18 protein-coding genes are annotated in these 23,613 nt (G+C 61.5%); 12 read left to right on the plus strand and 6 right to left on the minus strand.

The window, feature by feature from the left end:
• Window positions 1-183 precede the first annotated feature (183 nt).
• From RGV33_RS21965 to RGV33_RS21975, 3 genes are all read right to left on the minus strand, one after another.
• The gene (locus RGV33_RS21965; RefSeq protein ID WP_322146107.1) at window positions 184-3,855 is read right to left on the minus strand and encodes a translocation/assembly module TamB domain-containing protein; all 3,672 of its coding nucleotides are present in this window, start codon (window positions 3,853-3,855) and stop codon (window positions 184-186) included.
• Entirely contained in the window at window positions 3,855-5,582 is a 1,728-nt protein-coding gene (locus RGV33_RS21970; protein WP_322146108.1) for an autotransporter assembly complex family protein, read from the minus strand. The genes RGV33_RS21965 and RGV33_RS21970 overlap by 1 nt, the downstream gene beginning before the upstream one ends.
• A 64-nt stretch (window positions 5,583-5,646) precedes the next feature.
• On the minus strand, window positions 5,647-6,297 hold the full coding sequence (locus RGV33_RS21975) for a GNAT family N-acetyltransferase (RefSeq protein ID WP_322146109.1): 651 nt from the start codon (window positions 6,295-6,297) through the stop codon (window positions 5,647-5,649).
• A gap of 178 nt (window positions 6,298-6,475) precedes the next feature.
• Here RGV33_RS21975 and xthA point away from each other — a divergent pair, with 178 nt between their 5' ends.
• Together xthA and RGV33_RS21985 are read left to right on the plus strand one after the other, a co-directional pair.
• Complete coding sequence (gene xthA, locus RGV33_RS21980) at window positions 6,476-7,288, plus strand: exodeoxyribonuclease III (RefSeq protein ID WP_322146110.1); 813 nt, start codon at window positions 6,476-6,478, stop codon at window positions 7,286-7,288.
• Window positions 7,289-7,464: 176 nt separating this feature from the next.
• On the plus strand, window positions 7,465-8,805 hold the full coding sequence (locus tag RGV33_RS21985) for a phosphate ABC transporter substrate-binding/OmpA family protein (protein WP_322146111.1): 1,341 nt from the start codon (window positions 7,465-7,467) through the stop codon (window positions 8,803-8,805).
• Between the two features lie 114 nt (window positions 8,806-8,919).
• Here RGV33_RS21985 and RGV33_RS21990 read toward each other — a convergent pair whose 3' ends face one another.
• Complete coding sequence (locus RGV33_RS21990) at window positions 8,920-10,149, minus strand: acyl-CoA dehydrogenase (RefSeq protein WP_322146112.1); 1,230 nt, start codon at window positions 10,147-10,149, stop codon at window positions 8,920-8,922.
• Between the two features lie 149 nt (window positions 10,150-10,298).
• Between RGV33_RS21990 and RGV33_RS21995 the strand changes: the two genes are divergently transcribed.
• From RGV33_RS21995 to RGV33_RS22020, 6 genes are all read left to right on the plus strand, one after another.
• On the plus strand, window positions 10,299-11,234 hold the full coding sequence (locus RGV33_RS21995; RefSeq protein ID WP_322146113.1) for a LysR family transcriptional regulator: 936 nt from the start codon (window positions 10,299-10,301) through the stop codon (window positions 11,232-11,234).
• Window positions 11,235-11,289: 55 nt separating this feature from the next.
• A complete protein-coding gene (locus RGV33_RS22000; RefSeq protein WP_322146114.1) occupies window positions 11,290-11,688 on the plus strand; it encodes a MerR family DNA-binding transcriptional regulator in 399 nt (132 codons plus the stop codon).
• 12 nt (window positions 11,689-11,700) lie between these two features.
• Window positions 11,701-12,600, plus strand: a complete 900-nt coding sequence (locus RGV33_RS22005; RefSeq protein WP_322146115.1) for a hydroxymethylglutaryl-CoA lyase — start codon at window positions 11,701-11,703, stop codon at window positions 12,598-12,600.
• Between the two features lie 596 nt (window positions 12,601-13,196).
• The gene (locus RGV33_RS22010) at window positions 13,197-14,099 is read left to right on the plus strand and encodes a LysR family transcriptional regulator (RefSeq protein WP_322146116.1); all 903 of its coding nucleotides are present in this window, start codon (window positions 13,197-13,199) and stop codon (window positions 14,097-14,099) included.
• Window positions 14,100-14,208: 109 nt separating this feature from the next.
• Complete coding sequence (locus RGV33_RS22015; protein ID WP_322146117.1) at window positions 14,209-14,961, plus strand: SDR family NAD(P)-dependent oxidoreductase; 753 nt, start codon at window positions 14,209-14,211, stop codon at window positions 14,959-14,961.
• Between the two features lie 85 nt (window positions 14,962-15,046).
• Complete coding sequence (locus tag RGV33_RS22020; protein WP_322148719.1) at window positions 15,047-15,559, plus strand: zinc-binding dehydrogenase; 513 nt, start codon at window positions 15,047-15,049, stop codon at window positions 15,557-15,559.
• Here RGV33_RS22020 and RGV33_RS22025 read toward each other — a convergent pair.
• A complete protein-coding gene (locus RGV33_RS22025; protein WP_322146118.1) occupies window positions 15,556-17,235 on the minus strand; it encodes an AMP-binding protein in 1,680 nt (559 codons plus the stop codon). The genes RGV33_RS22020 and RGV33_RS22025 overlap by 4 nt on opposite strands.
• Window positions 17,236-17,396: 161 nt before the next feature.
• Here RGV33_RS22025 and RGV33_RS22030 point away from each other — a divergent pair, with 161 nt between their 5' ends.
• Genes RGV33_RS22030 through RGV33_RS22045 form a run of 4 tightly spaced genes read left to right on the plus strand, consistent with a single transcriptional unit; the run spans window position 17,397 to window position 22,937 of the window.
• Entirely contained in the window at window positions 17,397-18,560 is a 1,164-nt protein-coding gene (locus RGV33_RS22030) for an isovaleryl-CoA dehydrogenase (RefSeq protein ID WP_322146119.1), read from the plus strand.
• A 14-nt stretch (window positions 18,561-18,574) separates the two neighbouring features.
• Window positions 18,575-20,182 (plus strand): carboxyl transferase domain-containing protein, encoded by a 1,608-nt coding sequence (locus RGV33_RS22035; protein ID WP_322146120.1) that lies wholly within the window; start codon window positions 18,575-18,577, stop codon window positions 20,180-20,182.
• Between the two features lie 14 nt (window positions 20,183-20,196).
• Window positions 20,197-21,003, plus strand: a complete 807-nt coding sequence (locus RGV33_RS22040; RefSeq protein WP_322146121.1) for a gamma-carboxygeranoyl-CoA hydratase — start codon at window positions 20,197-20,199, stop codon at window positions 21,001-21,003.
• Window positions 21,000-22,937, plus strand: a complete 1,938-nt coding sequence (locus tag RGV33_RS22045) for an acetyl/propionyl/methylcrotonyl-CoA carboxylase subunit alpha (protein ID WP_322146122.1) — start codon at window positions 21,000-21,002, stop codon at window positions 22,935-22,937. The genes RGV33_RS22040 and RGV33_RS22045 overlap by 4 nt, the downstream gene beginning before the upstream one ends.
• On the opposite strand, the gene RGV33_RS22050 is transcribed toward RGV33_RS22045, so the two are convergent.
• Window positions 22,934-23,581: an XRE family transcriptional regulator gene (locus RGV33_RS22050; protein WP_322146123.1), complete on the minus strand. Its 648-nt coding sequence runs from the start codon at window positions 23,579-23,581 to the stop codon at window positions 22,934-22,936. The two genes, RGV33_RS22045 and RGV33_RS22050, sit on opposite strands and share 4 nt — an antisense overlap.
• Between the last annotated feature and the right edge of the window lie 32 nt (window positions 23,582-23,613).

Genomic DNA, 23,613 nt, shown 5'->3' on the forward strand with positions numbered 1-23,613 from the left:
ACTGCCTAAGCAGTGAATGTGTGTCACGATGTTACTGCCTAGGCAGCGAATGTCAAACGAATAGTTAGGTTGCTTGCTAATTAGTCGATAAGTGGCGAGCAGCCTGGGTGCGGATGGGCAAAAAATGTGGGAGCGCGCTTGCTCCCACAATGGGTCGGCGATGCGGCACAGGCCGTGGCCTGACTAGAAATCCCGCTTGTAGAAAATATCCAGGGAGCTGGCCACGCCGCTGGCCACTTCCAGGTACACCTTTTTACTCAGCAGGTAGCGCAAGGCGATGGTGTTGGCCGGTTCGAACACGCCGACGCCATAACGCAGGCTGAGTTTCTCGGAGATCTTGCCGCTGGCCACCACCGCAGTGTTGGTGCCACTGCCCTGGGTATCCAGTTCAAAGTCCTGGATGCCCAGGTTCTTGGCAATGTCCGATGTCACCCCCGCGCTGCCCATCAACCCAAGCCCCAGTGCCGCCTGGGCCAGCATGTTGTTGTCTTCGCCGGTGGTGCTCAGTGGGCGACCGAGTACCAGGTAGGACAGCGCCTGCTCCTGGCTCATGGCCGGCTCGGAGAAGATTTGCGTGGTGGGCTGTTCGGCGCTGCCGCTGAGGCGAATACCGGCGGTCACGTCATCCGTCTGGCGGATGGCTTCGATGTCGAGGTATGGCTGGTCAATCGGCCCGGCGAACAGCAGCCGCGCACGGCGCACCGTGAGCCGCTGGCCGTAGGCGCGGTAGCGGCCGTCGTTGAGCCAGAGTTCGCCACGGGTGTCCATGTTGTCGCCGATGTGCACGTGGCCTTGCAGGTTGGCGGTGAGGCCGAAACCGGCGAAGCTCAGTTTGTCCTTGCCCACCTCCACGTCGATGTCCATCGCCATGGCCATGGGCGGCTTGCCCTCTTCGGTCTGGCTGCCGACGATCACCGTGTCATCCGAGACCTTGACCGTCGACGGCGGCAGTTCACGCACGGTGATCTCGCCCTTGGGGATCTGCACCTTGCCGGAGATCGCCAGCTTGTCGTTCTTCATGCTGATTTTCAGGTCGGGCGCCACTTCCAGGGTCGCGTAGGGCTCTACCGTGACCGGCAGTTGCGTGCCTTGCAGCGCGATGTCCACCGCCAGTGCCTGGCCCCAATCGATCTGGCCCTTGACGGTGCCCTGCCCGGCCTTGCCACTGCGCCAACCGCCATTGAGTTGCACGCTTTCACCGGCAATCAACGCCTGGATATTCAGGCCTTCGAAGCTTACGGGCAGCTGCGGACCGGAGATTTCGCCGCCGACCAGGTTGACGCTGCCGTTGACCTGAGGCGCCAGCAGGCTGCCGCCGATTCGCCCGCTCCCGTTGAGCTTGCCGTTGAGCTTCTCGACCATCGGTACAAATGGCCGGGCCACGGCGAGGTCGAGGCCGGCCAGGGTGAAATTGCCGGTGACCGGTTTGTTCTTCGCCAGCGGGTTGATCTGCGCCTGCAACAGCAACTCGCCGAGCTTGCCGCCACGGAAGTTGAGCTGGGTGTCGATGCGCGTGGGGTTGAGGGTGGTTTCCAGCTTCAGGGTGTCATAGGGGAAATCCAGCCACTGGTCCTTGTCCTTGACCCGCAGGGTGCCGCCGCTGGCGTCCACCGAGATCACGCCCTTGGGGCCGCTGGCCGGCAGGTCGAGTTGCACGTCGGCATTGAGCTTGCCCTGCCAGGCGAAATCCTTGGGCAACCACTGCGCCAGGCTCTCGATGGGGAACTGCTTGAGGTGGTAACGCAGCTTGGGCTCGGGCATCAGGCGCTGGTCTTCACCGCACAAGCTTGCGGGGCCGGAAACCCAGCAGTGGGCCGCAAAGGTCAGCTTGCCATCGGCCATGCGCTCGATTTTCGCCGGGGCTTGCAGCTTCCAGTCCTGGCCACCCGCTTGCACATCACCGCTGGCCAGGCGCCCGCGCCAGTTGCCTTGGTCGAGTTTGCCGTCCAGGGCCAGGGCCAGCTTGAGCAGCGGGCCTGCCAGGTCGAGCTGGACTTTCTGGTTTTTGATGTCGCCCTGGGCGCTGGCGGTGAACGTGCCGACCTGGGTTTCTCCGGCCTGGATGCCACTGCCTTTCAGGTCGATCTTGGCGCGCTGGGCGTTATCGAGGTTCGCGTCCAGGGTCAGGTTTTGCAGGCGATTGTCTTCAAAGGCCAGTTGCTGGCCCAGCAGGTTGAGCTTGCCTTGCGGCGCTTGCAGGGTGCCGGCGACGTCGAGGCGGCCGGTCATCTGCCCGCGCAGTTGCGGCCAGAGCTGGGCGAGGCGCGTCAGTTTGATGTCGATCTGCCCGGCCAGCCGCTGTTGCAGGCTGCCGCTGCCGTAGATGCGGTTGTCGCCCAGGCGAATGTCCAGGGTGCCGAGGGTCCATTGCTCGCCTGCGCCTTCAGCCTTGGCCTGGAGCACGGCGGGTTGGCCGCGCAGACGGCCCTTCAGGTCCAGGTCGGCGTTGAGCTTGAGCTGCTCGTTCTTCATTTCACCCTTGCTGCGCAGCGGGCCGGCCAGAGTGCCCGGCAACTCCGCGACCCAATACGCCGGGTTGATCGCCGAAAGGTCGAGCGCCGTGTCCCAGGCGATGCCATCGGCAAACTGCAGGTTCAGGTGGCCTTCGGCCTTGCCTTGGCCGGCAGCGAGTTTCAGCTCGGGCAGGAACACTTGCTTGAGGTCGCCACTGAACGGGCTGGCCAGGCTGAATTTGCCCGCCGGGCCGTCGAGGTCGGCCTTGAAGTTGCCAAGGTAGTTGCCATCCTTGTAGGAGACCTCGCCATTGAAGGTACGCAAAGCGACTTGGGGTTCGTCGATCACCGGGTACAGGCGATGCCAGGGGAAGTCCAGCCAGTCGATTTTTGCGTCGGCGCTGAAGCCTTGCTGCCAGTCCAGATTGGCACTGAGCTTAAGGCTTTGTTTGTCGCCGGCGTTCAAATCCAGCCCGGCGATCTGCGCGCCCTTGGCGTCGACCTTGCCTTGCAGCAACAGGTTCACCGGGCCTTTTTCCGCAGGGAGTACAGCATTGCCCAACAGTTGGTAACCGTTGCTCAGGTCGCCCTTGGCCGTCAGGTCCAACTGATTGAGCTGCAAAGTATCGGGCAAGTCGGCGCTGGGTTTGAAACCGTCGGCGGTGATGTGCAGCTGTGCCGGCAGGTTTTCTGCCAGCGGTTGCAACTCGCCGCTGAGTTTGGCGGCCAGGTAGCCACTGCTGTCGGCGTCGAGCTTGAGGGTTTTGAGCAGGTCGCCATCGACCTTGAGCGCCAGCTTCCAGGGCGCGCCGCCCGGAGCGTAGGGCAGGCTCAGGTTACCGCTGGCGGTCAATGGCCAGTTGCCGGAGGGTTGAAGCAGGCCCGACAGGTCGAGTACCAGGCCCTCCCGTTGCAAGTGCACCGAGTCGATCTGCATGCCGGCGGCGGTCCAGTGTGCCGCCAATTGCAGGCCCTGGAGTTCTTCGCTGCCATTGAACAACAGGCTGCCGACACGGATGTCGCCCAACTGAATGGCGAGCGGCAGTTTCAGGTCCGGCAGGGTAATGGGGCCACTGCTTTCTTCGGTGCTGGGTGGAAACTGCAGGCTCACCTGCTCCACATCCAGTTGGTTGATGCACACCGTCATGCGCATCAAGCAGGCCGGTGACCAGTCGAACTTCGGCGCCTGCAACTCCACGCGGCTGCCGTCTTGTTGCCACAACAGATGGTCGGCACTCCACTGCCCGCCCAGGCGCCCCTGGAAATTCTCCACGGTCAACCCCGGCACATGGCCCAGCACCCAACGGCTGCCGACTTGGGTACCCAGCACCGTCCACAGCGCCAGCACTGTCACTGCGAGTACCGCCAGAATGGCCAGCCCCGCTATTTTCAAACCACGCATCACAGCTCAGGCCCCATGGAAAAGTGCAAACGAATGCCGCCCGGATCTTCGAGGGCATGGGCCAGGTCGAGGCGGATCGGGCCGACCGGCGACACCCAGCGCACGCCCACCCCCACACCGGTTTTCAGGCTTGGCATCTCCAGGGTGTTGAACGAGTTGCCTTGGTCGATAAAGGTCGCGATCCGCCATTTTTCGGCGATGGAATATTGGTACTCGGCGCTCAGGGCCACCATGTAGCGGCCACCGATGCGGTCGCCACGGTCGTTTTCCGGCGACAGGGTCTGGTATTCGTAACCCCGCACGCTCTGGTCACCACCGGCAAAAAACCGCAACGATGGCGGCACGGATTTGTAGCCGTTGGTGGCACTGCCGCCAAACTGCGCCCGGGCCAGGAAGCGGTGGTTGTCCCAAAGAGTGGTCAGGCCCTTGATGGTCGCGGTGCCGTAAAGCAGGTTGGTGTCGGAACCCAGGCCTTCCTTGGCGACCTTGGCATCGAACAGCAGGCGATAGCCATTGTGCGGGTCGATGCGATTGTCGCTGCGCAGGTAGGAATAGCTGATGCCCGGCATCAGCAGCGTACTCAGGCCCGAGTCATTGCCCAGACGATATTCTTCGCGCTGCCATTTGAGTGAGATAACCCGCGTCCAACCGCTGGGCAACTTGCTGTGCCACTCGGGGCCGAGGGTGAGCAATTTACTCAGGGTGTCGGTGTTGGCGATTTCTTCGTTCTGGTAGCCGCCAGCAAAGCGCAGTTTGTCGGTCAGTGGCGGGTCCATGGGGATGTCGTACCACAGCCCGACGTTCTGCCGGGGCGCAGAAAGCTCGGCTTCCCAGCCATAACTGTGGCCTTGGGGGTTGACCCAGTGACGCGTCCAGTTGGCCTTGCCGCGCGGGCCAACGTCGGTCGAGTAGCCAAGGCCAAGGCCCATGGTGCGGGGCTTGCGGGTTTCCAGTTGCACAGCCACCGGAATCACGTCTTTAGTAGATGCGGCCGGGGCGGCGTCCACGCGCACGCCTTCAAAAAAGCCGCTGGATTGCAGGTTCTGGTTGAGTTCGGCGATCAGTTCGGAGTCGTAGGGCGCACCACTTTTGAACGGCACCATGCGTTGCAGGAGGTCTTCATCAAACGGCGTGTCGCCGGCAAAGCTGACCTTGCCCAAGGTGTAGCGTGGGCCGCTGTCGTAAATCAGTTCGATATCGGCCACGCCCGCCTGGGGGTCGACGCTGAGTTTCTGGCGGGTAAAACGCCCGCTGAAAAACCCGTAGCGTGACGCCTGGTTCTGGATAACGCGCTTGGCGTCCTCGTAGTTGCCGTGGTTGAGCACGGCTCCGGGTTTGAGTTGGTCGCTTGCGGGCACGCGAAAGGCCTTGAGGTCGGCGGCCTGGCCATCGACCCGAATGGTCACGTTGCGCAAATGCACCGGTTCGCCAGGGTCGATGGTGAGGATCAGGCGCGGGTTCTTGCCGCCCTTCACATCACTGGCAATCTGTGGCTGATAGAAGCCCAACGCCTGGGCAGCCTTGCGGGCCTGCTCCTCGGCGCCACGGCTGAACCGCAGCAGGGCTTCTTCGTCACGATCGCCGACCCCGCCGATGTAGCCTTCGATGTTGGCTTTCAACGCGTCGTTTGAAGGTTTGATGCGCACATCCAATTCGCTTTGCGCCAAGGCGCCGCAGCTCGTGAACAGCAGGATCAAGCCGCTGGTAAATCTTCCTGGAAACTTCATAGGCCGGGATGCTACACGAGCTTGGGAGCGAGTTAGAACCCGGAATTGTCTGAAGAATTCTGTTTTAAAGCGTTGCAGCCTGTAACACCTGCGGATTTGCGTGAAAGAACACGTGTTCCAGCACAGGTCCTACAGCCACCTCACCGATCTCTTCGTATCCCTGACGTTTGTAGAACTCCAGATAGCGGGAGTTCCCTGTGTCCAGCACCACGCCGGATGAATGCGGGTCTTCGGCGCACCAGTTGTGCACGGCCTCCAGCAATTGCTCGCCGTAGTGCTTGCCCTGGAATTGTGGGTGAATGCCCAGCAGCGGCAACACGTGAACCGAGTCCGCGGGCAGGCACGCCAGCACCGCTTGATGGTATTCCAGATAGCGCCGGGTGCCCCGCACGCCGGTGCTCAACCACATGCGCAGTTGCCAGGCCCAGCTTTCGGTGATGCCCAGACGGCGTGTGGGCGGCGCGATCAGGGCGATGCCGATCAACCGGTCGTTGACCAGCAGGCCAATCGCCGGCAGTTTCTGGAAGAAGTGTTGCTTGACCAGTTCACGCACCGTGGCGCGCACCCGTTGTTCGTAGCCAGGACGTTCGGCTTCGAAAAGGTAGGCGAAGGTCGGCTCATGGCGATAGGCCTGGTACAACAAGGAACGGGCCTCGCGGGAATAGCCGCTGTCGAGCATGTGAATCTGGGCGATGGCAGTCGAGGTATCAGGCATAACAATGGATCTCCCCTGGGCGCTGACTCAAACGGTTGCGCTCTTGTTACTACGAGCCCACAGAGACTGACTCGTTCCCTGCTTTCAGACCTTAGCAGTGCCCAAGTCCTACCGCCACGCTGGCCCCCGTCCGACTTGTCGGCTAGCATCGCCCTTTTGCCAGACTGGACTGCCGACCATGAAAATCGTGTCTTTCAATATCAACGGGCTGCGTGCCCGCCCTCATCAGCTGGCGGCGCTGATAGAGAAGCATCAGCCGGACGTAATCGGCTTGCAGGAAACCAAGGTCCACGATGACCAGTTCCCACTGGCCGAGGTACAGGCCCTGGGCTATCACGTGTATTACCACGGGCAGAAAGGCCACTACGGTGTCGCCCTGCTCTCACGCCAGGAGCCGCTGGCGCTGCATAAAGGCTTTGCCAGTGACGAAGAAGACGCCCAGCGCCGGTTTATCTGGGGCACCTTCGCCGACGCCAACGGCAATCCAATTACCATCATGAACGGCTATTTCCCACAGGGCGAAAGCCGCGACCACCCCACCAAGTTCCCGGCCAAGCAGCGTTTCTACGAGGACCTGCAAAACCTGCTGGAGTCTCAGTTCAGCAATGACCAGGCAGTGGTGGTAATGGGTGATGTGAATATTTCCCCGCAAGACTGCGACATCGGCATCGGTGCCGACAACGCCAAGCGCTGGCTGAAGACCGGCAAGTGCAGCTTCCTGCCGGAAGAGCGTGAGTGGATGGCGCGCCTGAAGAACTGGGGCCTGGTAGACAGCTTCCGCCACCTCAACCCGGACGTGGCCGACCGCTTCAGCTGGTTTGATTACCGCAGCCGTGGCTTTGAAGACGAGCCCAAGCGCGGGCTGCGGATCGACGTGATCATGGCCTCCCAGGGGTTGCTGCCCCGGGTGAAGGACGCTGGCGTGGACTACGACCTGCGTGGTATGGAAAAACCCTCCGATCATGCGCCGATCTGGCTGGAACTGAGCTGATTTATCTTGGAACCGGGCTTGCCCGCGATGCAGACACCTCGGTATGTCGGTCATATCGAATTAATGCCATCGCAGGCAAGCCAGCTCCCACATTTGATGGCAGCCCTCAAGTCATATTGCTGAAACCTGCCTGACTTAATCTCGCGGCACTCCCTTTGGCTTGAGAAGGTGCCGGCATGATGCTGCGCGTTCTGTCCCTGCTGGCCCTGTTCAGCGCATTCCCCCTCGCCGCTTTTTCCACCCCGCTGCCCGTTCCCGAAAACGGCCCGGCCTTGCGCATCCAGGGATCCAACACCATTGGTGCGGCGCTGGGCCCGGCGTTGGTCAAGGGGCTGATGGAACAACAGGGTTTGCAAGGTGTGCACAGCGAACCGTCCGACCAGGCCAACGAGCAGCATATCGTTGGCAAGACTCGTCAGGGCCAACGGGTGACGGTAGACGTGGCCGCCCACGGTTCCAGCACCGGGTTTGTCGCACTGAAAAAAGCCAGCGCTGACCTCGCGGCGTCTTCCCGGCCGATCAAGGACAGCGAGCTGGTGGAGCTGGAATCCCTCGGCGACCTGAAAAGCCCGGACGCCGAACAGGTCATCGCCATTGATGGTTTGGCGATCATCCTTAACCCGCGCAACCCGCTGAACACCTTGAACACTGAACAACTGGCACAGATTTTCAGCGGCAAGGTCTCGACCTGGGAACAGCTCGGCGGCATCGGCGGCAAGATTCACCTGTATGCGCGGGATGATCAGTCCGGCACCTACGACACCTTCAAGGAACTGGTGCTCAACCGTCGCAACGAGTCCTTGGACGGCAGCGCCAAGCGGTTCGAGTCCAGTGAGCAGTTATCGGATGCGGTCAGCGGCGATCCACAAGGTATCGGATTTATCGGCTTGCCCTATGTGCGCCAGGCCAAGGCGGTGGCTATTGTCGATGGTGACTCACAGCCCATGATGGCGCTGGACAGCCTGATTGCCACCGAGGACTACCCACTGTCGCGCCGGTTGTTTTTCTATTTGCCGCCGGTTGAGCAAAACCCGTGGGCCAGGGCGCTGGTGGACTTTGCGCAAAGCAGCAAGGGCCAGGCCATCGTTGCTGCCAACGGCTTTATCGCGCAGCAGGTGCAAGCCATGACGGTGGAGCCGCGGGCCCCGATGCCAGAGGACTACCAGGCGATTGCCCGGCAGGCGCAGCGCTTGACGGTGAACTTCCGCTTTGAGGAAGGCAGCGCCAGCCTCGACAACAAGGCGCGCCAGGACTTGATGCGCGTGGTGGCGTATATAAAGAGCCACGGCAAGCTGGACAAGCAGGTGACACTGGTGGGGTTTGGGGATGCCAAGAATGATGCGCAGCGGGCGGCGCTATTGTCGAAGTTGCGGGCGATGGCGGTGCGGCGGGAATTGGTCAAGAGCGGCGTGGTGCTGAGGGACATTCGCGGCTTTGGCGCCGAGATGCCGGTGGCGGCGAATACGGCGGATGAGGGAAGGATCAAGAACCGGCGAGTGGAGGTTTGGGTTTACTGAGGACTTAAAGATCTTTATTGCGCGCACTGGCCTCATCGCGGGCAAGCCCGGCTCCCACAGTTGACTGCATTCCCCTGTGGGAGCTGGCTTGCCTGCGATGAAGACACCTCGGTTTTACTGCCCGCTGCGCATCATCTCGCGCGGTACATACTTGCCGATCTCGAACTTGCCGATTGCTGCCCGGTGCACTTCGTCCGGGCCGTCGGCCAGGCGCAGGGTGCGCTGCATGGCGTACATGTAGGCCAGCGGGAAGTCGTTGGATACGCCGGCGCCACCATGGATCTGAATCGCCCGGTCGATCACCTTCAATGCCACGTTCGGCGCTACCACCTTGATCTGCGCGATTTCGCTTTTCGCGACCTTATTGCCCACGGTGTCCATCATGTAGGCGGCTTTGAGGGTCAGCAGGCGCGCCATGTCGATCTCCATCCGCGAGTCGGCGATTTTGTCGATGTTGCCACCCAGGCGTGCCAGCGGTTTGCCGAAGGCGGTACGGCTGACAGAGCGTTTGCACATCAATTCCAGCGCACGTTCGGCCATGCCGACAGAACGCATGCAGTGGTGGATGCGGCCCGGGCCAAGGCGCCCCTGGGCGATTTCAAAACCGCGGCCCTCGCCCAGCAGAACATTTTCGTAAGGCACACGCACGTTTTCAAACAGCACTTCGGCGTGGCCATGGGGCGCGTCGTCGTAGCCGAACACCGGCAGCGGGCGCACAATTTTCACACCGGGGGCATCCACCGGTACCAGGATCATCGAGTGCTGCTGGTGGCGCGGTGCATCGGGGTTGCTCAGGCCCATGAAGATCATGATCTTGCAGCGCGGATCGCAGGCACCGGAGGTCCACCACTTTTTACCGTTGATGACCCACTCGTCGCCGTCACGTACCGCACGGGCGGCCATATTGGTGGCGTCAGATGAAGCCACGTCTGGCTCGGTCATGGCGAACGCCGAACGGATCTCGCCGCGCAACAACGGTTCGAGCCAGCGTTGTTTCTGCTCCTCATTGGCATAGCGTACCAACACCTCCATGTTGCCGGTGTCGGGTGCGGAGCAGTTGAACGGCTCTGGCCCCAGCAACGAGCGGCCCATGATTTCTGCCAATGGCGCGTATTCGAGGTTGGTCAGGCCAGCGCCCAGTTCGGATTCCGGCAGGAACAGGTTCCACAGGCCCTCGGCTTTAGCCTTGAGTTTCAACTCTTCCATGATTGCAGTGGGCTGCCAGCGATCTCCTTCGCTGACCTGGCGTTCGAACACCGGCTCGGCCGGGTAGACGTAAGCGTCCATGAACGCAGTGACGCGTTCACGCAGTTCCTGAACCTTGGGCGAATAAGCGAAATCCATGAGCAGCTCCCTTTAGGAAGGTTGTTTAGGTCATGAAATTGATGCTAGAACAGCGTTGATAATTTACCTAGCCTATTCTCGGCGTGTATTAACATTCATCACCGATATATGATCGGCGCATGGAAACCTAACAATAAGAGCGCAGCGAAATGAATCTGAGCAAGGTCGACCTTAACCTTTTCATCGTCTTTGACGCGATCTACACCGAAGCCAACCTGACCCGCGCCGGGCAGATTGTCGGGATTACCCAACCGGCCGTGTCGAACGCTCTGGCCCGCCTGCGGGAGACCTTCAACGACCCGCTGTTCGTGCGTACCGCCCAGGGCATGGTACCCACGCCCATGGCCCAGAACATCATCGGCCCGGTGCGTAATGCGCTGTCGTTGCTGCGGGTGTCGGTGCAGGAAAGCCGGATTTTCAACCCGCAACAGGCGGCCAAGACCTACCGCATCAGCATGACCGACCTCACCGAAGCGGTGATTCTGCCCGCTCTGTTCCAGCGCCTGCGCCGCCTGGCGCCGACAGTGGTGATCGAGAGTTTCCTGTCCAAGCGCCGGGAAACCACCAAGGAGTTGGCCGCAGGCCGCCTGGACTTTGCCGTGGATGCGCCGCTTAACACCGACCCGCAAGTGCGCCACGTCAAGTTGATGGAAGACCGCTACGTGTGCGCCATGCGCAAGGGCCATCCAATGGCAGGCAAGGAAAAACTCACGCTGGATGACTACCTGTCGCTGACCCACATTCATATCTCCAGCCGGCGCAATGGCCTGGGCCACGTCGACCTGGCGCTGGGCAAAATGGGCCTGCAACGCAAGATCGCCCTGCGCTCCCAGCACTACCTGATGGCTTCGCAAGTGTTGCAGCAAACCGACATGGTGATGACCGTACCGGAGCGGTTTGCCCGGCGCCATGAACTGCACTTTTTCAACCTGCCGGTGAATGATGTGCCGATGGTGGAAACCCATCTGTACTGGCACGAAAGCACCGATCAGGACCCGGCCAACCGCTGGATGCGTGAGCAGATGATCGAGTTGTGCCAGCAAGTGACCGCCCATGAGAAGAAACTGGATAAGCAGCAGGCTTGACGTTAACGTCAACCAGCCATTAGCTTAACGCTCAAGACACTCCTTGAGCGCCACCATGAGTACGACCTACAGCATCTCCGACCTCGCGCGCGAGCTCGACATCACCACCCGCGCCATTCGCTTCTATGAAGAACAAGGCCTGCTGGCCCCGGAACGCCGGGGCCAGGAGCGCATTTATTCGCCGCGTGACAAGGTCAGCTTGAAGCTGATCCTGCGGGGCAAGCGCATCGGTTTCTCCCTGGCCGAGTGCCGCGAGCTGATCGAACTCTACGACCCCACCAGCGGCAACCAGAAGCAACTGCACAGCATGCTGGCGAAAATCGCCGAGCGCCGCGAGCAGTTGGAGCAACAGTTGCTCGACATCGAACAGATGAAACTGGAACTGGACACCGCCGAAGAACGTTGTACCCAAGCGCTGGAACAAACCATTCAGAGCCAGGTTGGCCATTCATAAAAGGTAGCTGCCATGTCCCTTCCCTCTCATGTGCGCCTGGTGGAAGTCGGCCCGCGCGACGGCCTGCAAAATGAAGCGCAACCCATCAGCGTCGCCGACAAGGTGCAACTGGTCGACGCGCTGACCGCAGCCGGCCTGGGTTATATCGAGGTCGGCAGCTTTGTGTCGCCCAAGTGGGTGCCGCAGATGGCCGGGTCTGCCGAAGTATTTGCGCAAATTCAGCGCAAGCCGGGCGTGACCTATGGCGCGTTGGCGCCGAACCTGCGGGGTTTTGAAGATGCGCTCGCAGCGGGTGTGAAGGAAGTCGCCGTGTTCGCAGCGGCGTCCGAGGCGTTTTCCCAGCGCAATATCAACTGCTCCATCAGCGAAAGCCTGGAGCGCTTCGTGCCGATCATGGACGCGGCCAGGCAGCATGGCGTGAGCGTGCGCGGGTATGTGTCGTGTGTGTTGGGTTGCCCTTACGAAGGCCAGGTAGCGCCGGAACAGGTGGCGGCGGTAGCCCGGGAACTGTTTGCCATGGGCTGTTATGAAGTGTCCCTGGGGGACACCATCGGCACCGGCACTGCGGGAGCCACGCGGCGGATGTTCGAGGTGGTCGGCGTCGAGGTGCCACGTGACAAGCTGGCCGGGCATTTCCATGACACCTACGGGCAGGCTATCGCGAATATCTACGCCAGCCTTCAGGAAGGTATCCGGGTGTTCGACAGCTCTATTGCCGGGCTCGGCGGTTGTCCCTATGCCAAGGGGGCCAGCGGTAACGTTGCCACGGAAGACGTGTTGTACCTGCTCAATGGCTTGGGCATCGAAACCGGTATCGACATGGACACGCTGGTATTGGCGGGCCAGCAGATCTGTACCGTACTGGGTCGCCCCACCGGCTCGCGCGTGGCGAAGGCGCGCAGCGCCGGTTGAGTAGCGTTGCCGTGACGATGTGTTACCTCGCGGCTACACATCGGGTAACACGGGAACATATTTTGTCGCATTCACTGAAAGAAATTTCCTACACAAAAATCAAGTCATTGATTTTAAAGTACTTTATAAAGTTGGCACGGCTTCTGCTATCTCTATTGCATAACAAGAATAAAAAGCACCAAACCTAATAAAAATAAGACGTAACGACTCTGACATAACAAAAACAACACGGCAGAGACGCAGCTAACAGATTTTTTTGGAGAAGATGTGCTTCGCAGGGAACGGCAGATGCCGAAACCCGCAACCGGATAGAGAAGAACAAAAAACTACCTCAAGGTAGCTACCCACTGGTTGGATCGCGTGCGAAGAAGCAGATCAGCGCTCAAAAAAATACGTTTGCTCTTGACCCCGGATGGGGGTCGCCAAAAACAGCGGTAAAGGGCCACGGTTGCCAAAAACAACAATAGACCGCCCCTCAATAATAAAAAAAGAGCACGCAACGACAAATTAAAGGGGACCTTCGGGTCCCCTTTGTGCTTTGCGCGATTCGTACCGGCAATACGTTATGCTCATGGCCTTTTGCGCGGGAAGTGCCCATGGACATGTTTCAGGCCATGCAGATCTACGTTCAGGTGGTCGACAGCGCCAGCTTCAGCAAGGCTGCCGACGTGCTGCAACTGCATCGTCCTGCCATTACCAAAGCCATCCAGCACCTGGAACGAACCCTCGCTGTGCGCCTGCTGAACCGCACCACGCGCACCCTGAGCATGACCGCCGAAGGTGAGCAGTTTTACCGGCAAAGCGCGAAGATTCTCGGCGATGTCACCGCAGCACTGGCCACCTTTACCTCTACAGCTGACAGCCCTGCCGGCAAGTTGCGCCTGGACCTGCCAGTGATTCTGGCAAAAACCGTGGTTATCCCCGCCCTGCCGCTGTTCCAGCAGCGCTACCCGAATATCGAACTGGTGGTCGGCAGCAGCGACACGCCCATCGATATCGTCGGTGAAGGTGTGGACTGTGTGGTGCGCCTGGGGGAGTTGACCGACTCCAGCAGCGTCGCCCGACGCATCGGAACGGTACCGATGCTGACCTGTGCGTCCCCTGGCTATCTGGACCGGCATGGCGTGCCGACCCAACTTGCGGACCTGGCGCGGCATGTAGCGGTCAATTATTTCTCCGGGCCTCATCGCAAGATCATGGACTGGTCGTTTTACGTCGATGGCGAAACGCTCGTCACCCGCCTGAAAAGCGGGATTCAGGTCAATGATTCAGAGTCATTCCTGGCCTGTGGCCTGGCAGGCTTCGGCTTGCTGCAAGGCCTGCAATTGTCCCTGCAACCCTACGTGGACAGTGGCGCCCTGGTTCAGGTACTGCCCGGCCTGACACCGCAGCCCAAGCCGATTTCCGTGTTGTATCCCAACAAGCAACACTTGGCGCCCAAGGTCCGGGTGTTTATTGACTGGCTCACCGAACTGCTGGAGCAACAAGGCCTGGCCTGAAGCATTGTTATTATTTCTATAACAATGAAAGACCCATACCGCCGTTTTTCTTTCCAATCCATCCGCCTATCGTGGGTTGCATCAACCACGATTCAAAAAGGCGGCAACCATGGACCTGCAACTACGCGGTAAAACTGCACTCGTCACCGGCGCCAGCATGGGGCTGGGCCGAGCCATCTGCAAAACCCTCGCCGCAGAAGGCGTGCAGGTACTCGGTGTAGCGCGCAGCGCTGACTTGCTCGAAAGCCTGGTAGCAGAAATCAGCCAGAGTGACGGCACCGCGCCGCTGACATTGATCCAGGACTTCATGGCAGCCGATGCCCCGGCGCTCATCGCCGCCGACGCCATGGCGCGCCTGGGCCACGTCGACATCCTGATCAACTGCGCCGGTGGCAGCCGCCCGATGGCCATTGATGCGCCCGAAAGCGAATGGTTTGAAGGCATGACCCTCAACTTCGACCGCCACCGACAGTTGACCCAGCAATTGCTCGCGCAATTTATCGCCCGCAAGGGTGGCACCATCATCAATATCAGCGGCAACCTGGAGCCCGAGGTGGTGAATGCCGCCATCGTTGCCAAGGCCGGCCTGGTGGCGTGGTCCAAAGGCCTTTCCGAGCAATTGGGCAAACACGCCGTGACGGTCAATTGCGTACAACCCGGGCTGATCGACACGGCGCAGATACGCCGCCTGTACCCCGGTGAAGCGCGCCGTGAGTTCGCCGAACGCAATATTGCCCTGGGGGATTTCGGCGAGCCCGCGGACGTCGCCAATGCCGTGGCCTTCCTCGCCTCGCCTTTGGCGCGCTATATCACCGGCACCGTGATGACCATCGACGGCGGCATGCGCGGCTACTCGTTTTGAGCACCTCAGGGGGAAATGCCATGGCACGTATCGTCCGTTTCCACACTACTGGCAGCGCTCAGGTGCTGCGTCCAGCAGCGTCGGGCTGGCGGCAATCCAGATCGCCAACCTGCTGGGCGCGGTCCCTGTGGCCTTGACCTGCACCTCGGAAAAACGCCAGGCCTTGCTGGCTGCCGGCGCCGCACATGTCATCGCCACCACCGAACAGGATGTGCAGGCCGAAGTCATGGCGCTCACCAACGGCCAGGGTGCGCGCATGGCCTTTGACCCGGTGGGTGGCCCCGCGGTGTCGGACATCCTTGGCGCCCTCAGCCTGCAAGGGATCTTTTTCCAGTACGGCGCCCTCGACAGCCGCGACTTGTCGGTGCGGGTAATGGACATCCTTGGCAAGCATCTGACCCTGCGCGGTTACGAGCTGTTCGAGATCAGCCAGGACCCGGCGCGCCTGGAAAAGGCCAAGCGCTTTATCCTGCGGGGGCTGGCGAGCGGTCAACTAAGACCTGTGATCGGCCGCGTATTTGCTTTTGAGGACATTGCCCTGGCCCATGATTTCATGGAGTCCAACGCCCAGGTCGGCAAGATTGTGGTGCGGCTCTAGGCGTCCTTGAGCTCTTTGATGGTGATCTCGCGCATTCGGAACTTCTGGATCTTGCCGGTCACCGTCATCGGAAACTCGTCGACGAACTTGAAGTGCTTCGGCGTCTTGAAATGCGCGATCCGCCCCTTGCACCACGTCTGCAGCTCAAGCTCGTTGGCGACATGCCCGGGGTGGAACTTGACCCACGCTACGATCGCCTCACCATAGCGCTCATCCGGAATACCGATCACCTGCACATCCGCCACCGCCGGATGGGTGAAGAAAAACTCCTCCAGCTCCCGCGGGTACACGTTCTCGCCACCGCGAATGATCATGTCCTTGTTACGCCCGGCGATGCACACGTAGCCCTGCTCGTCCATGGTTGCCAGGTCGCCGGTGTGCATCCACCCGGCGTCGTCGATGGCGTCGCGGGTGCCGTCGGGGTTGTTCCAGTAGCCGAGCATCACGCTGTAACCACGGGTACACAGCTCGCCTATCTGCCCCCTCGCCACGGTGTTGCCAGACTCGTCGATGATCTTGCTTTCCAGCTGTGGCTGGGTGCGGCCAACCGTAGTCACGCGCCGCTCAAGGTCATCATCCGGCCCGGTCTGCAACGACACCGGGCTGGTTTCGGTCATGCCGTAGGCGATCTGCACCTCGCGCATGTGCATCTCGCTGATGACCCGGCGCATCACTTCGATGGAGCATGTTGCGCCGGCCATGATCCCGGTGCGCAGGCGCGACAGGTCGAACTCGGCGCGACGCGGGTGATCGAGCATGGCGATGAACATGGTGGGCACGCCGTAGAGCCCGGTGGCCTGTTCTTCGGCGACGACGGCCAGGGTCAGCAGCGGATCGAAGCCGTCATTCGGGTAGATCATGGTGGTGCCGTGGGTGATGCAGCCCAGATTGCCCATCACCATGCCAAAGCAGTGATACAGCGGCACCGGAATCACCAGGCGGTCTTGCGCGGTCAGGCCCAGGCTTTCGCAAACCATGTAGCCATTATTGAGGATGTTGTGATGACTGAGGGTGGCGCCCTTCGGGAAGCCGGTGGTGCCGGAGGTGTACTGGATGTTGACGGCTTGATCGAAGTGCAGGCTGGCCTGGCGGATTTGCAGATGCTCGGGCGGCACGTCTGCGCCAAGGGCCGACAACTGCGACCAGGGCAGGAATCCCGAGGGCGGTCGCGGGTCCAGACTGATGACGCCGCGCAGGTCCGGCAGTTTGTCGCTGTTCACCTCACCGATGGCATCTTCGGCCAATTCCGGCACCAGTTCTTGCAACATCGCATGGTAATCGGAGGACTTGAACGAACCGGCGCACACCAGCCATTGGCAACCGGATTGCTTGAGCACGTATTCCAGCTCACTGCTGCGGTAGGCCGGGTTGATGTTGACCAGAACCACCCCCAGCTTGGCGCTGGCCACCTGGCTGATGCACCACTCGGCGCAGTTGGGCGCCCAGATGCCGAGGCGGTCGCCGGTCTGCAAACCCAGCGCCAGCAAGGCCCGGGCGTGCAGGTCGACCGCGTCGGCCAGTTGCCGCCAGGTGTAGCGCAGGTTCTGGTGACGCACGACCAGTGCGTCGCCTTCCGGGTACTGCGCGACCGTTTGGTCGAATGCCTGGCCGATCGTCATGGCCAGCAAGGTCTTGTCCTGGGAGCCACGGCTGTAGCTCTGATTCGGTTGATCCATAACGACCCCTATTATCTTTATTGTAGGTGGACGGTGGGTTGCTTGACGTAAACGTAAACTACGATTGACAGTCCTGCAACGCAAGTTTACGTTAACGTAAAGGTGATCGCCCTCCCCCGGCGCATTGGCCACACAAAAACAACGCTAGAAGGTGCCCGTCCATGAGTTACCCCTCCCTGAACTTCGCCCTCGGTGAAACCATCGACATGCTGCGCGACCAGGTGCAGTCCTTCGTGGCCAAGGAACTGGCGCCGCGCGCTGCGCAGATCGACATCGACAACCTGTTCCCCGCCGACATGTGGCGCAAGTTCGGCGACATGGGCCTGCTGGGCATCACGGTGCCGGAAGAATACGGCGGCGCCGGCCTGGGCTACCTGGCCCACGTGGTGGCCATGGAAGAGATCAGCCGGGGCTCGGCTTCAGTGGCGTTGTCCTACGGCGCGCACTCCAACCTCTGCGTCAACCAGATCAACCGCAACGGCACCCACGAACAAAAACTCAAGTACCTGCCCAAGTTGATCAGCGGCGAACACATCGGCGCCCTGGCCATGAGTGAGCCGAATGCCGGTTCCGACGTGGTGTCCATGAAGCTGCGCGCCGATAAACGTGGCAGCGTCTACGTGCTCAACGGCAGCAAGACCTGGATCACCAACGGCCCCGACGCCAACACCTACGTAATCTACGCCAAGACCGACCTCGAGAAGGGTGCCCACGGCATCACTGCATTTATCGTCGAGCGCGACTCCAAAGGCTTCAGTCGCAGCACCAAGTTCGACAAGCTGGGCATGCGTGGCTCCAACACCTGCGAGCTGTTTTTCGATGATGTCGAAGTACCCGAAGAAAACATCCTCGGCGCGCTGAATGGCGGCGTTAAGGTGCTGATGAGCGGCCTCGATTACGAACGCGTGGTGCTCTCCGGCGGCCCCACCGGGATCATGCAGGCCTGCATGGACCTGATCGTGCCCTACATCCACGACCGCAAGCAGTTCGGCCAGAGCATCGGCGAGTTCCAGCTGATCCAGGGCAAGGTCGCCGACATGTACACCCAACTCAATGCCAGCCGCGCTTATTTGTATGCGGTGGCCCAGGCCTGCGAGCGTGGCGAGACCACGCGCAAGGACGCCGCCGGGGTGATCCTGTACAGCGCCGAGCGCGCGACCCAGATGGCCCTCGACGCGATCCAGATTCTCGGCGGCAACGGCTATATCAATGAATTCCCGGCGGGCCGTCTGTTGCGTGACGCCAAGCTGTACGAAATCGGTGCCGGCACCAGTGAGATCCGGCGCATGTTGATCGGTCGCGAACTGTTTAACGAAACCCGCTGAACGGAGCGCGCCCCATGGCTACCCTGCACACCCAGCTTAACCCGCGCTCGGCGGAATTTGCCGCCAACGGCGCGGCGATGCTCCAACAGGTCGACGCCCTGCACAGCCTGCTCGCCCAGGTGCAGCAAGGCGGCGGCGCCAAGGCCCAGGAACGGCATACGTCACGGGGCAAGCTGTTGCCGCGCGAGCGGATAAACCGCTTGCTCGACCCGGGTTCGCCGTTTCTTGAACTCAGCCAACTGGCGGCTTATCAGGTGTACGGCGAAGACGTGCCGGCGGCCGGAGTGATTGCCGGGATTGGCCGGGTGGAAGGCGTCGAGTGCATGATCGTCGCCAACGATGCCACCGTGAAGGGCGGCTCGTACTACCCGCTGACCGTCAAGAAACACCTGCGCGCCCAGACCATCGCCGAGCAGAACCGCTTGCCGTGCATCTACCTGGTGGACTCCGGCGGCGCCAACCTGCCGCGTCAGGATGAGGTGTTCCCAGACCGCGAGCACTTCGGGCGAATCTTTTTCAACCAAGCCAACATGAGTGCCCAGGGCATACCGCAGATCGCGGTGGTGATGGGTTCCTGCACCGCCGGTGGCGCCTATGTGCCGGCGATGGCAGACGAAGCAATCATGGTCCGCCAGCAAGCCACCATCTTTCTCGCCGGCCCGCCGCTGGTGAAAGCAGCGACGGGTGAAGTCGTCAGCGCCGAAGACCTGGGCGGTGCCGATGTGCACTGCAGGATTTCCGGGGTGGCCGACCACTATGCCGACAGTGACGAACATGCCTTGGCCCTGGCCCGGCGCAGTGTGGCCAACCTCAACTGGCGCAAGCTGGGCCAGTTGCAGCAACGTACGCCGCTGGCGCCGCTTTATAGCAGCGAAGAGCTGTACGGCGTGATCCCGGCCGACGCCAAGCAGCCGTTCGATGTACGTGAAGTGATCGCGCGGCTGGTGGACGGTTCGGTATTCGATGAATTCAAGGCGTTGTTCGGCACCACGCTGGTGTGCGGTTTTGCGCACCTGCACGGCTACCCGATTGCGATCCTGGCCAACAACGGCATCCTCTTCGCCGAAGCCGCGCAAAAAGGCGCGCACTTTATCGAGCTGGCCTGCCAGCGCGGGATTCCGCTGCTGTTCCTGCAAAACATCACCGGCTTTATGGTCGGCCAGAAATACGAGGCCGGCGGCATCGCCAAGCACGGCGCCAAGCTGGTGACGGCAGTGGCCTGTGCCAAGGTGCCGAAATTCACCGTGATCATCGGCGGTAGCTTTGGCGCCGGCAACTACGGCATGTGTGGCCGCGCCTACGACCCGCGCTTTTTGTGGATGTGGCCCAACGCACGCATCGGCGTGATGGGTGCCGAGCAGGCGGCGGGCGTGCTGGTGCAGGTCAAGCGTGAGCAGGCCGAGCGCGCGGGCCAGGCTTTCAGCAGCGAGGAAGAAGCGGCGATCAAACAGCCGATCCTCGACCAGTATGAAACCCAGGGCCACCCCTACTACTCCAGCGCACGGCTTTGGGACGACGGCGTCATCGACCCGTTGCAGACCCGCGACGTACTGGCCCTGGCCTTGTCTGCGGCACTGAACGCCCCCATCGAGCCGAGCCGCTTCGGCGTGTTTCGCATGTAAATGGAGCTGCACCCATGAGCGATTTCAACACCCTCGAACTGGTCACCGACCCGCGTGGCTTTGCCACCCTGTGGCTCAGTCGTGAAGCCAAGAACAACGCGTTCAACGCCGAAATGATCCGCGAATTGATCATCGCCCTGGACCAGGTGCAAGGCGATCCAGCCCTGCGCTTCCTGGTGCTGCGCGGGCGCGGCAAGCACTTCAGCGCCGGCGCCGACCTGGCCTGGATGCAACAGTCGGCCGAGCTGGATTACCACACCAACCTGGACGATGCCCGGGAGCTGGCCGAGCTGATGTACAACTTGGCCAAGCTGAAGATCCCGACGCTGGCGGTGGTTCAGGGTGCGGCCTACGGCGGCGCCCTCGGGCTGATCAGTTGCTGCGATATGGCGATTGGCACCGATGATGCGCAGTTCTGCCTGTCGGAAGTGCGTATCGGCCTGGCGCCGGCAGTGATCAGCCCGTTCGTGGTGCAGGCGATCGGCGAGCGGGCAGCCCGCCGATATGCCCTCACGGCCGACCGTTTTGGCGGCCAGCGTGCGCGAGAAATCGGGCTTTTGGCGGAAAGTTATCCGGCCGTTGACCTGGAGGTGCACGTTGAACTGTGGATCACCAACCTGCTGCTCAACAGCCCGGCGGCCATGCGTGCCAGCAAGGATCTGTTGCGCGAGGTCGGCCATGGCGCGCTCACCCCGGCGTTGCGCCGCTATTGTGAAAACTCCATCGCCCGGATCCGCGTCAGCGCAGAAGGCCAGGAAGGCTTGCGCGCATTCCTGCAAAAACGCACGCCCAACTGGCAGCCTCAGGAGCCGCGTTCATGAAGACGCTTACCACTGTACTGGTGGCCAACCGTGGCGAAATTGCCTGCCGTGTGATGCGTACCGCCAAGGCCATGGGCTTGACCACCGTGGCCGTGCACAGCGCCACTGACCGCGACGCGCGGCACGCCCGAGAGGCAGATATCCGCGTTGACCTGGGCGGCAGCAAGGCCGCCGACAGCTACCTGCAAATCGACAAATTGATCGCCGCAGCCCAAGCCAGTGGCGCCCAGGCGATTCACCCAGGCTATGGCTTTCTTTCAGAGAACGCCGGGTTCGCCCGCGCCATTGAAGCCGCCGGGCTGATCTTCCTCGGCCCGCCCGCCTCGGCCATTGATGCCATGGGCAGCAAATCGGCGGCCAAGGCGCTGATGGAAACCGCCGGCGTGCCGCTGGTGCCCGGTTACCACGGTGACGCCCAGGACCTGGAAACCTTTCGCCAGGCGGCCGAGCGCATCGGTTACCCGGTGTTGCTCAAGGCTACCGCCGGCGGTGGCGGCAAGGGCATGAAAGTGGTCGAGGACGTCAGCCAATTGGCCGAAGCCCTCGCATCGGCCCAGCGTGAAGCGCTGTCCTCGTTTGGCAACGCGCAGATGCTGGTGGAGAAGTATTTGCTCAAGCCGCGTCACGTCGAGATTCAGGTGTTCGCCGACCAGCACGGCCATTGCCTGTACCTCAACGAACGCGACTGCTCGATCCAGCGTCGGCATCAAAAAGTCGTCGAGGAAGCGCCCGCGCCCGGCCTGAGTGCCGAGCAGCGCAAGGCCATGGGCGAAGCGGCCGTACGTGCTGCTCAGTCGATCGGTTACGTAGGTGCGGGCACCGTGGAGTTTCTGCTGGATGCCCGCGGCGAGTTTTTCTTCATGGAGATGAACACCCGACTGCAGGTGGAACACCCGGTGACCGAGGCGATCACCGGCCTGGACCTGGTGGCCTGGCAGATTCGTGTGGCCCAGGGCGAGCCGCTGCCGATGACCCAGGAGCAGGTGCCGCTGCGGGGGCATGCCATTGAAGTGCGCTTGTACGCCGAGGACCCGGCCAATGATTTCCTGCCGGCCACCGGACACTTGGCGCTGTACCGCGAATCCAAGCCCGGGCCGGGACGTCGGGTAGACAGCGGTGTAGAACAGGGCGACAGCGTTTCACCGTTCTATGACCCGATGCTCGGCAAGCTGATTGCCTGGGGTGAAGACCGCGAACAGGCGCGCCTGCGACTGCTGGGCATGCTCGATGAATTCGCCGTGGGTGGTTTGAAGACCAACCTCGGCTTTTTGCGACGCATCATCGGCCATCCGGCGTTTGCAGCCGCTGAATTGGATACCGGGTTTATCCCGCGTTATCAGGATGAACTGCTGCCTGCGCCAGGCGAGTTGGGCGAGGCGTTCTGGCAGGCCGCAGGCCAGGCGCTGATATGCACCCAACCGAGCAGCGACTCTCATTCGCCCTGGGCAGACGCCCGCGGCTTTCGCGCCGGTTTGCCGGCCGAAGTGTCCCTGCACTTGAGCTGCAACGGCCAGGATCGCCTGGTGAAGCTGCAAACCGGCGCCAATGCGCCACAGTTGCACGGTGAACAGTTGCTGATCGACCAGCAAGGCGTGCGTCGTTCCCATCTGGCGGTACGCGAGGGCGCCAGCCTGTTTCTGCGTTGGGACGGCGAGGTACACAGCGTCAGCCTGTTCGACCCAATCGCCGCCGTCGACGCCGGCCAATCCCATGAGGGCGGCCTGACCGCACCGATGAACGGCAGCATCGTGCGGGTACTGGTGGAAGCGGGGCAAACGGTTGAGGCCGGCACGCAACTGGTGGTGCTGGAAGCCATGAAGATGGAGCACAGCATTCGCGCGCCCCATGCAGGGGTGATCAAGGCGCTGTACTGCCAGGAAGGTGAAATGGTCAGTGAAGGCAGCGCATTGGTGGAACTGGAAGCCACGAGTTAAAACCTCGTGACCGCCTGCACCACCACGCCGACGATCCGGCACTCTTCAGTGAAGAGCATCTTCGGGTAAGTCGGGTTAAGCGGTACCAGGTAAAGCTGGCCGCTTTGCTTCACCAGTTTGCGCAGGACCGACTGGGGGTTGAATGCCCATTGGGCCACCACCAGTTTGCCGGGTTCGGGCTTAATGGCCGGGTCCACCTGAACCATCATGCCCTCAGTGATACTCAAACCGCTGGGGGCGGTCATGGCATTGCCCGTCACCCGCATCCAGAATGCCTTGCCACGGGCGTGATAGTCGCTTATCTGCAAACGGCCAGCGCCGTATGGCCGAGGTTCTTCCTGCAATAGGTACCCTCCCTTCCCTTCGCTCACCGGGTAACGATAACTGGGGTTGTCATGCGGCGTCGGCTTCAGCGCTTGCGCCACTGGTGCGACCGTTTTTTCGCGCACCACCAGCGCGACCTCAAGGTAATCCAGGCCTAGTTCTGCCATCACTCGGTTCATGTCGGCAAGGCTCGGCACCCGGCGTTTGTTCAGCCAATGGCCGACCCCACCCTGAGACATGCCCAGGCGCGACGCCAATTGATCCTGCGTGACCTTGCGGTCTTTCATGCTGGCCTTGACCAACGCTATCCATCTATCCATGGGGCCTGACAATACGTTGTGTACTCACAACG

This window comes from Pseudomonas sp. Bout1 (assembly GCF_034314165.1).
In the GTDB taxonomy this organism is placed as follows: Bacteria; Pseudomonadota; Gammaproteobacteria; order Pseudomonadales; family Pseudomonadaceae; genus Aquipseudomonas.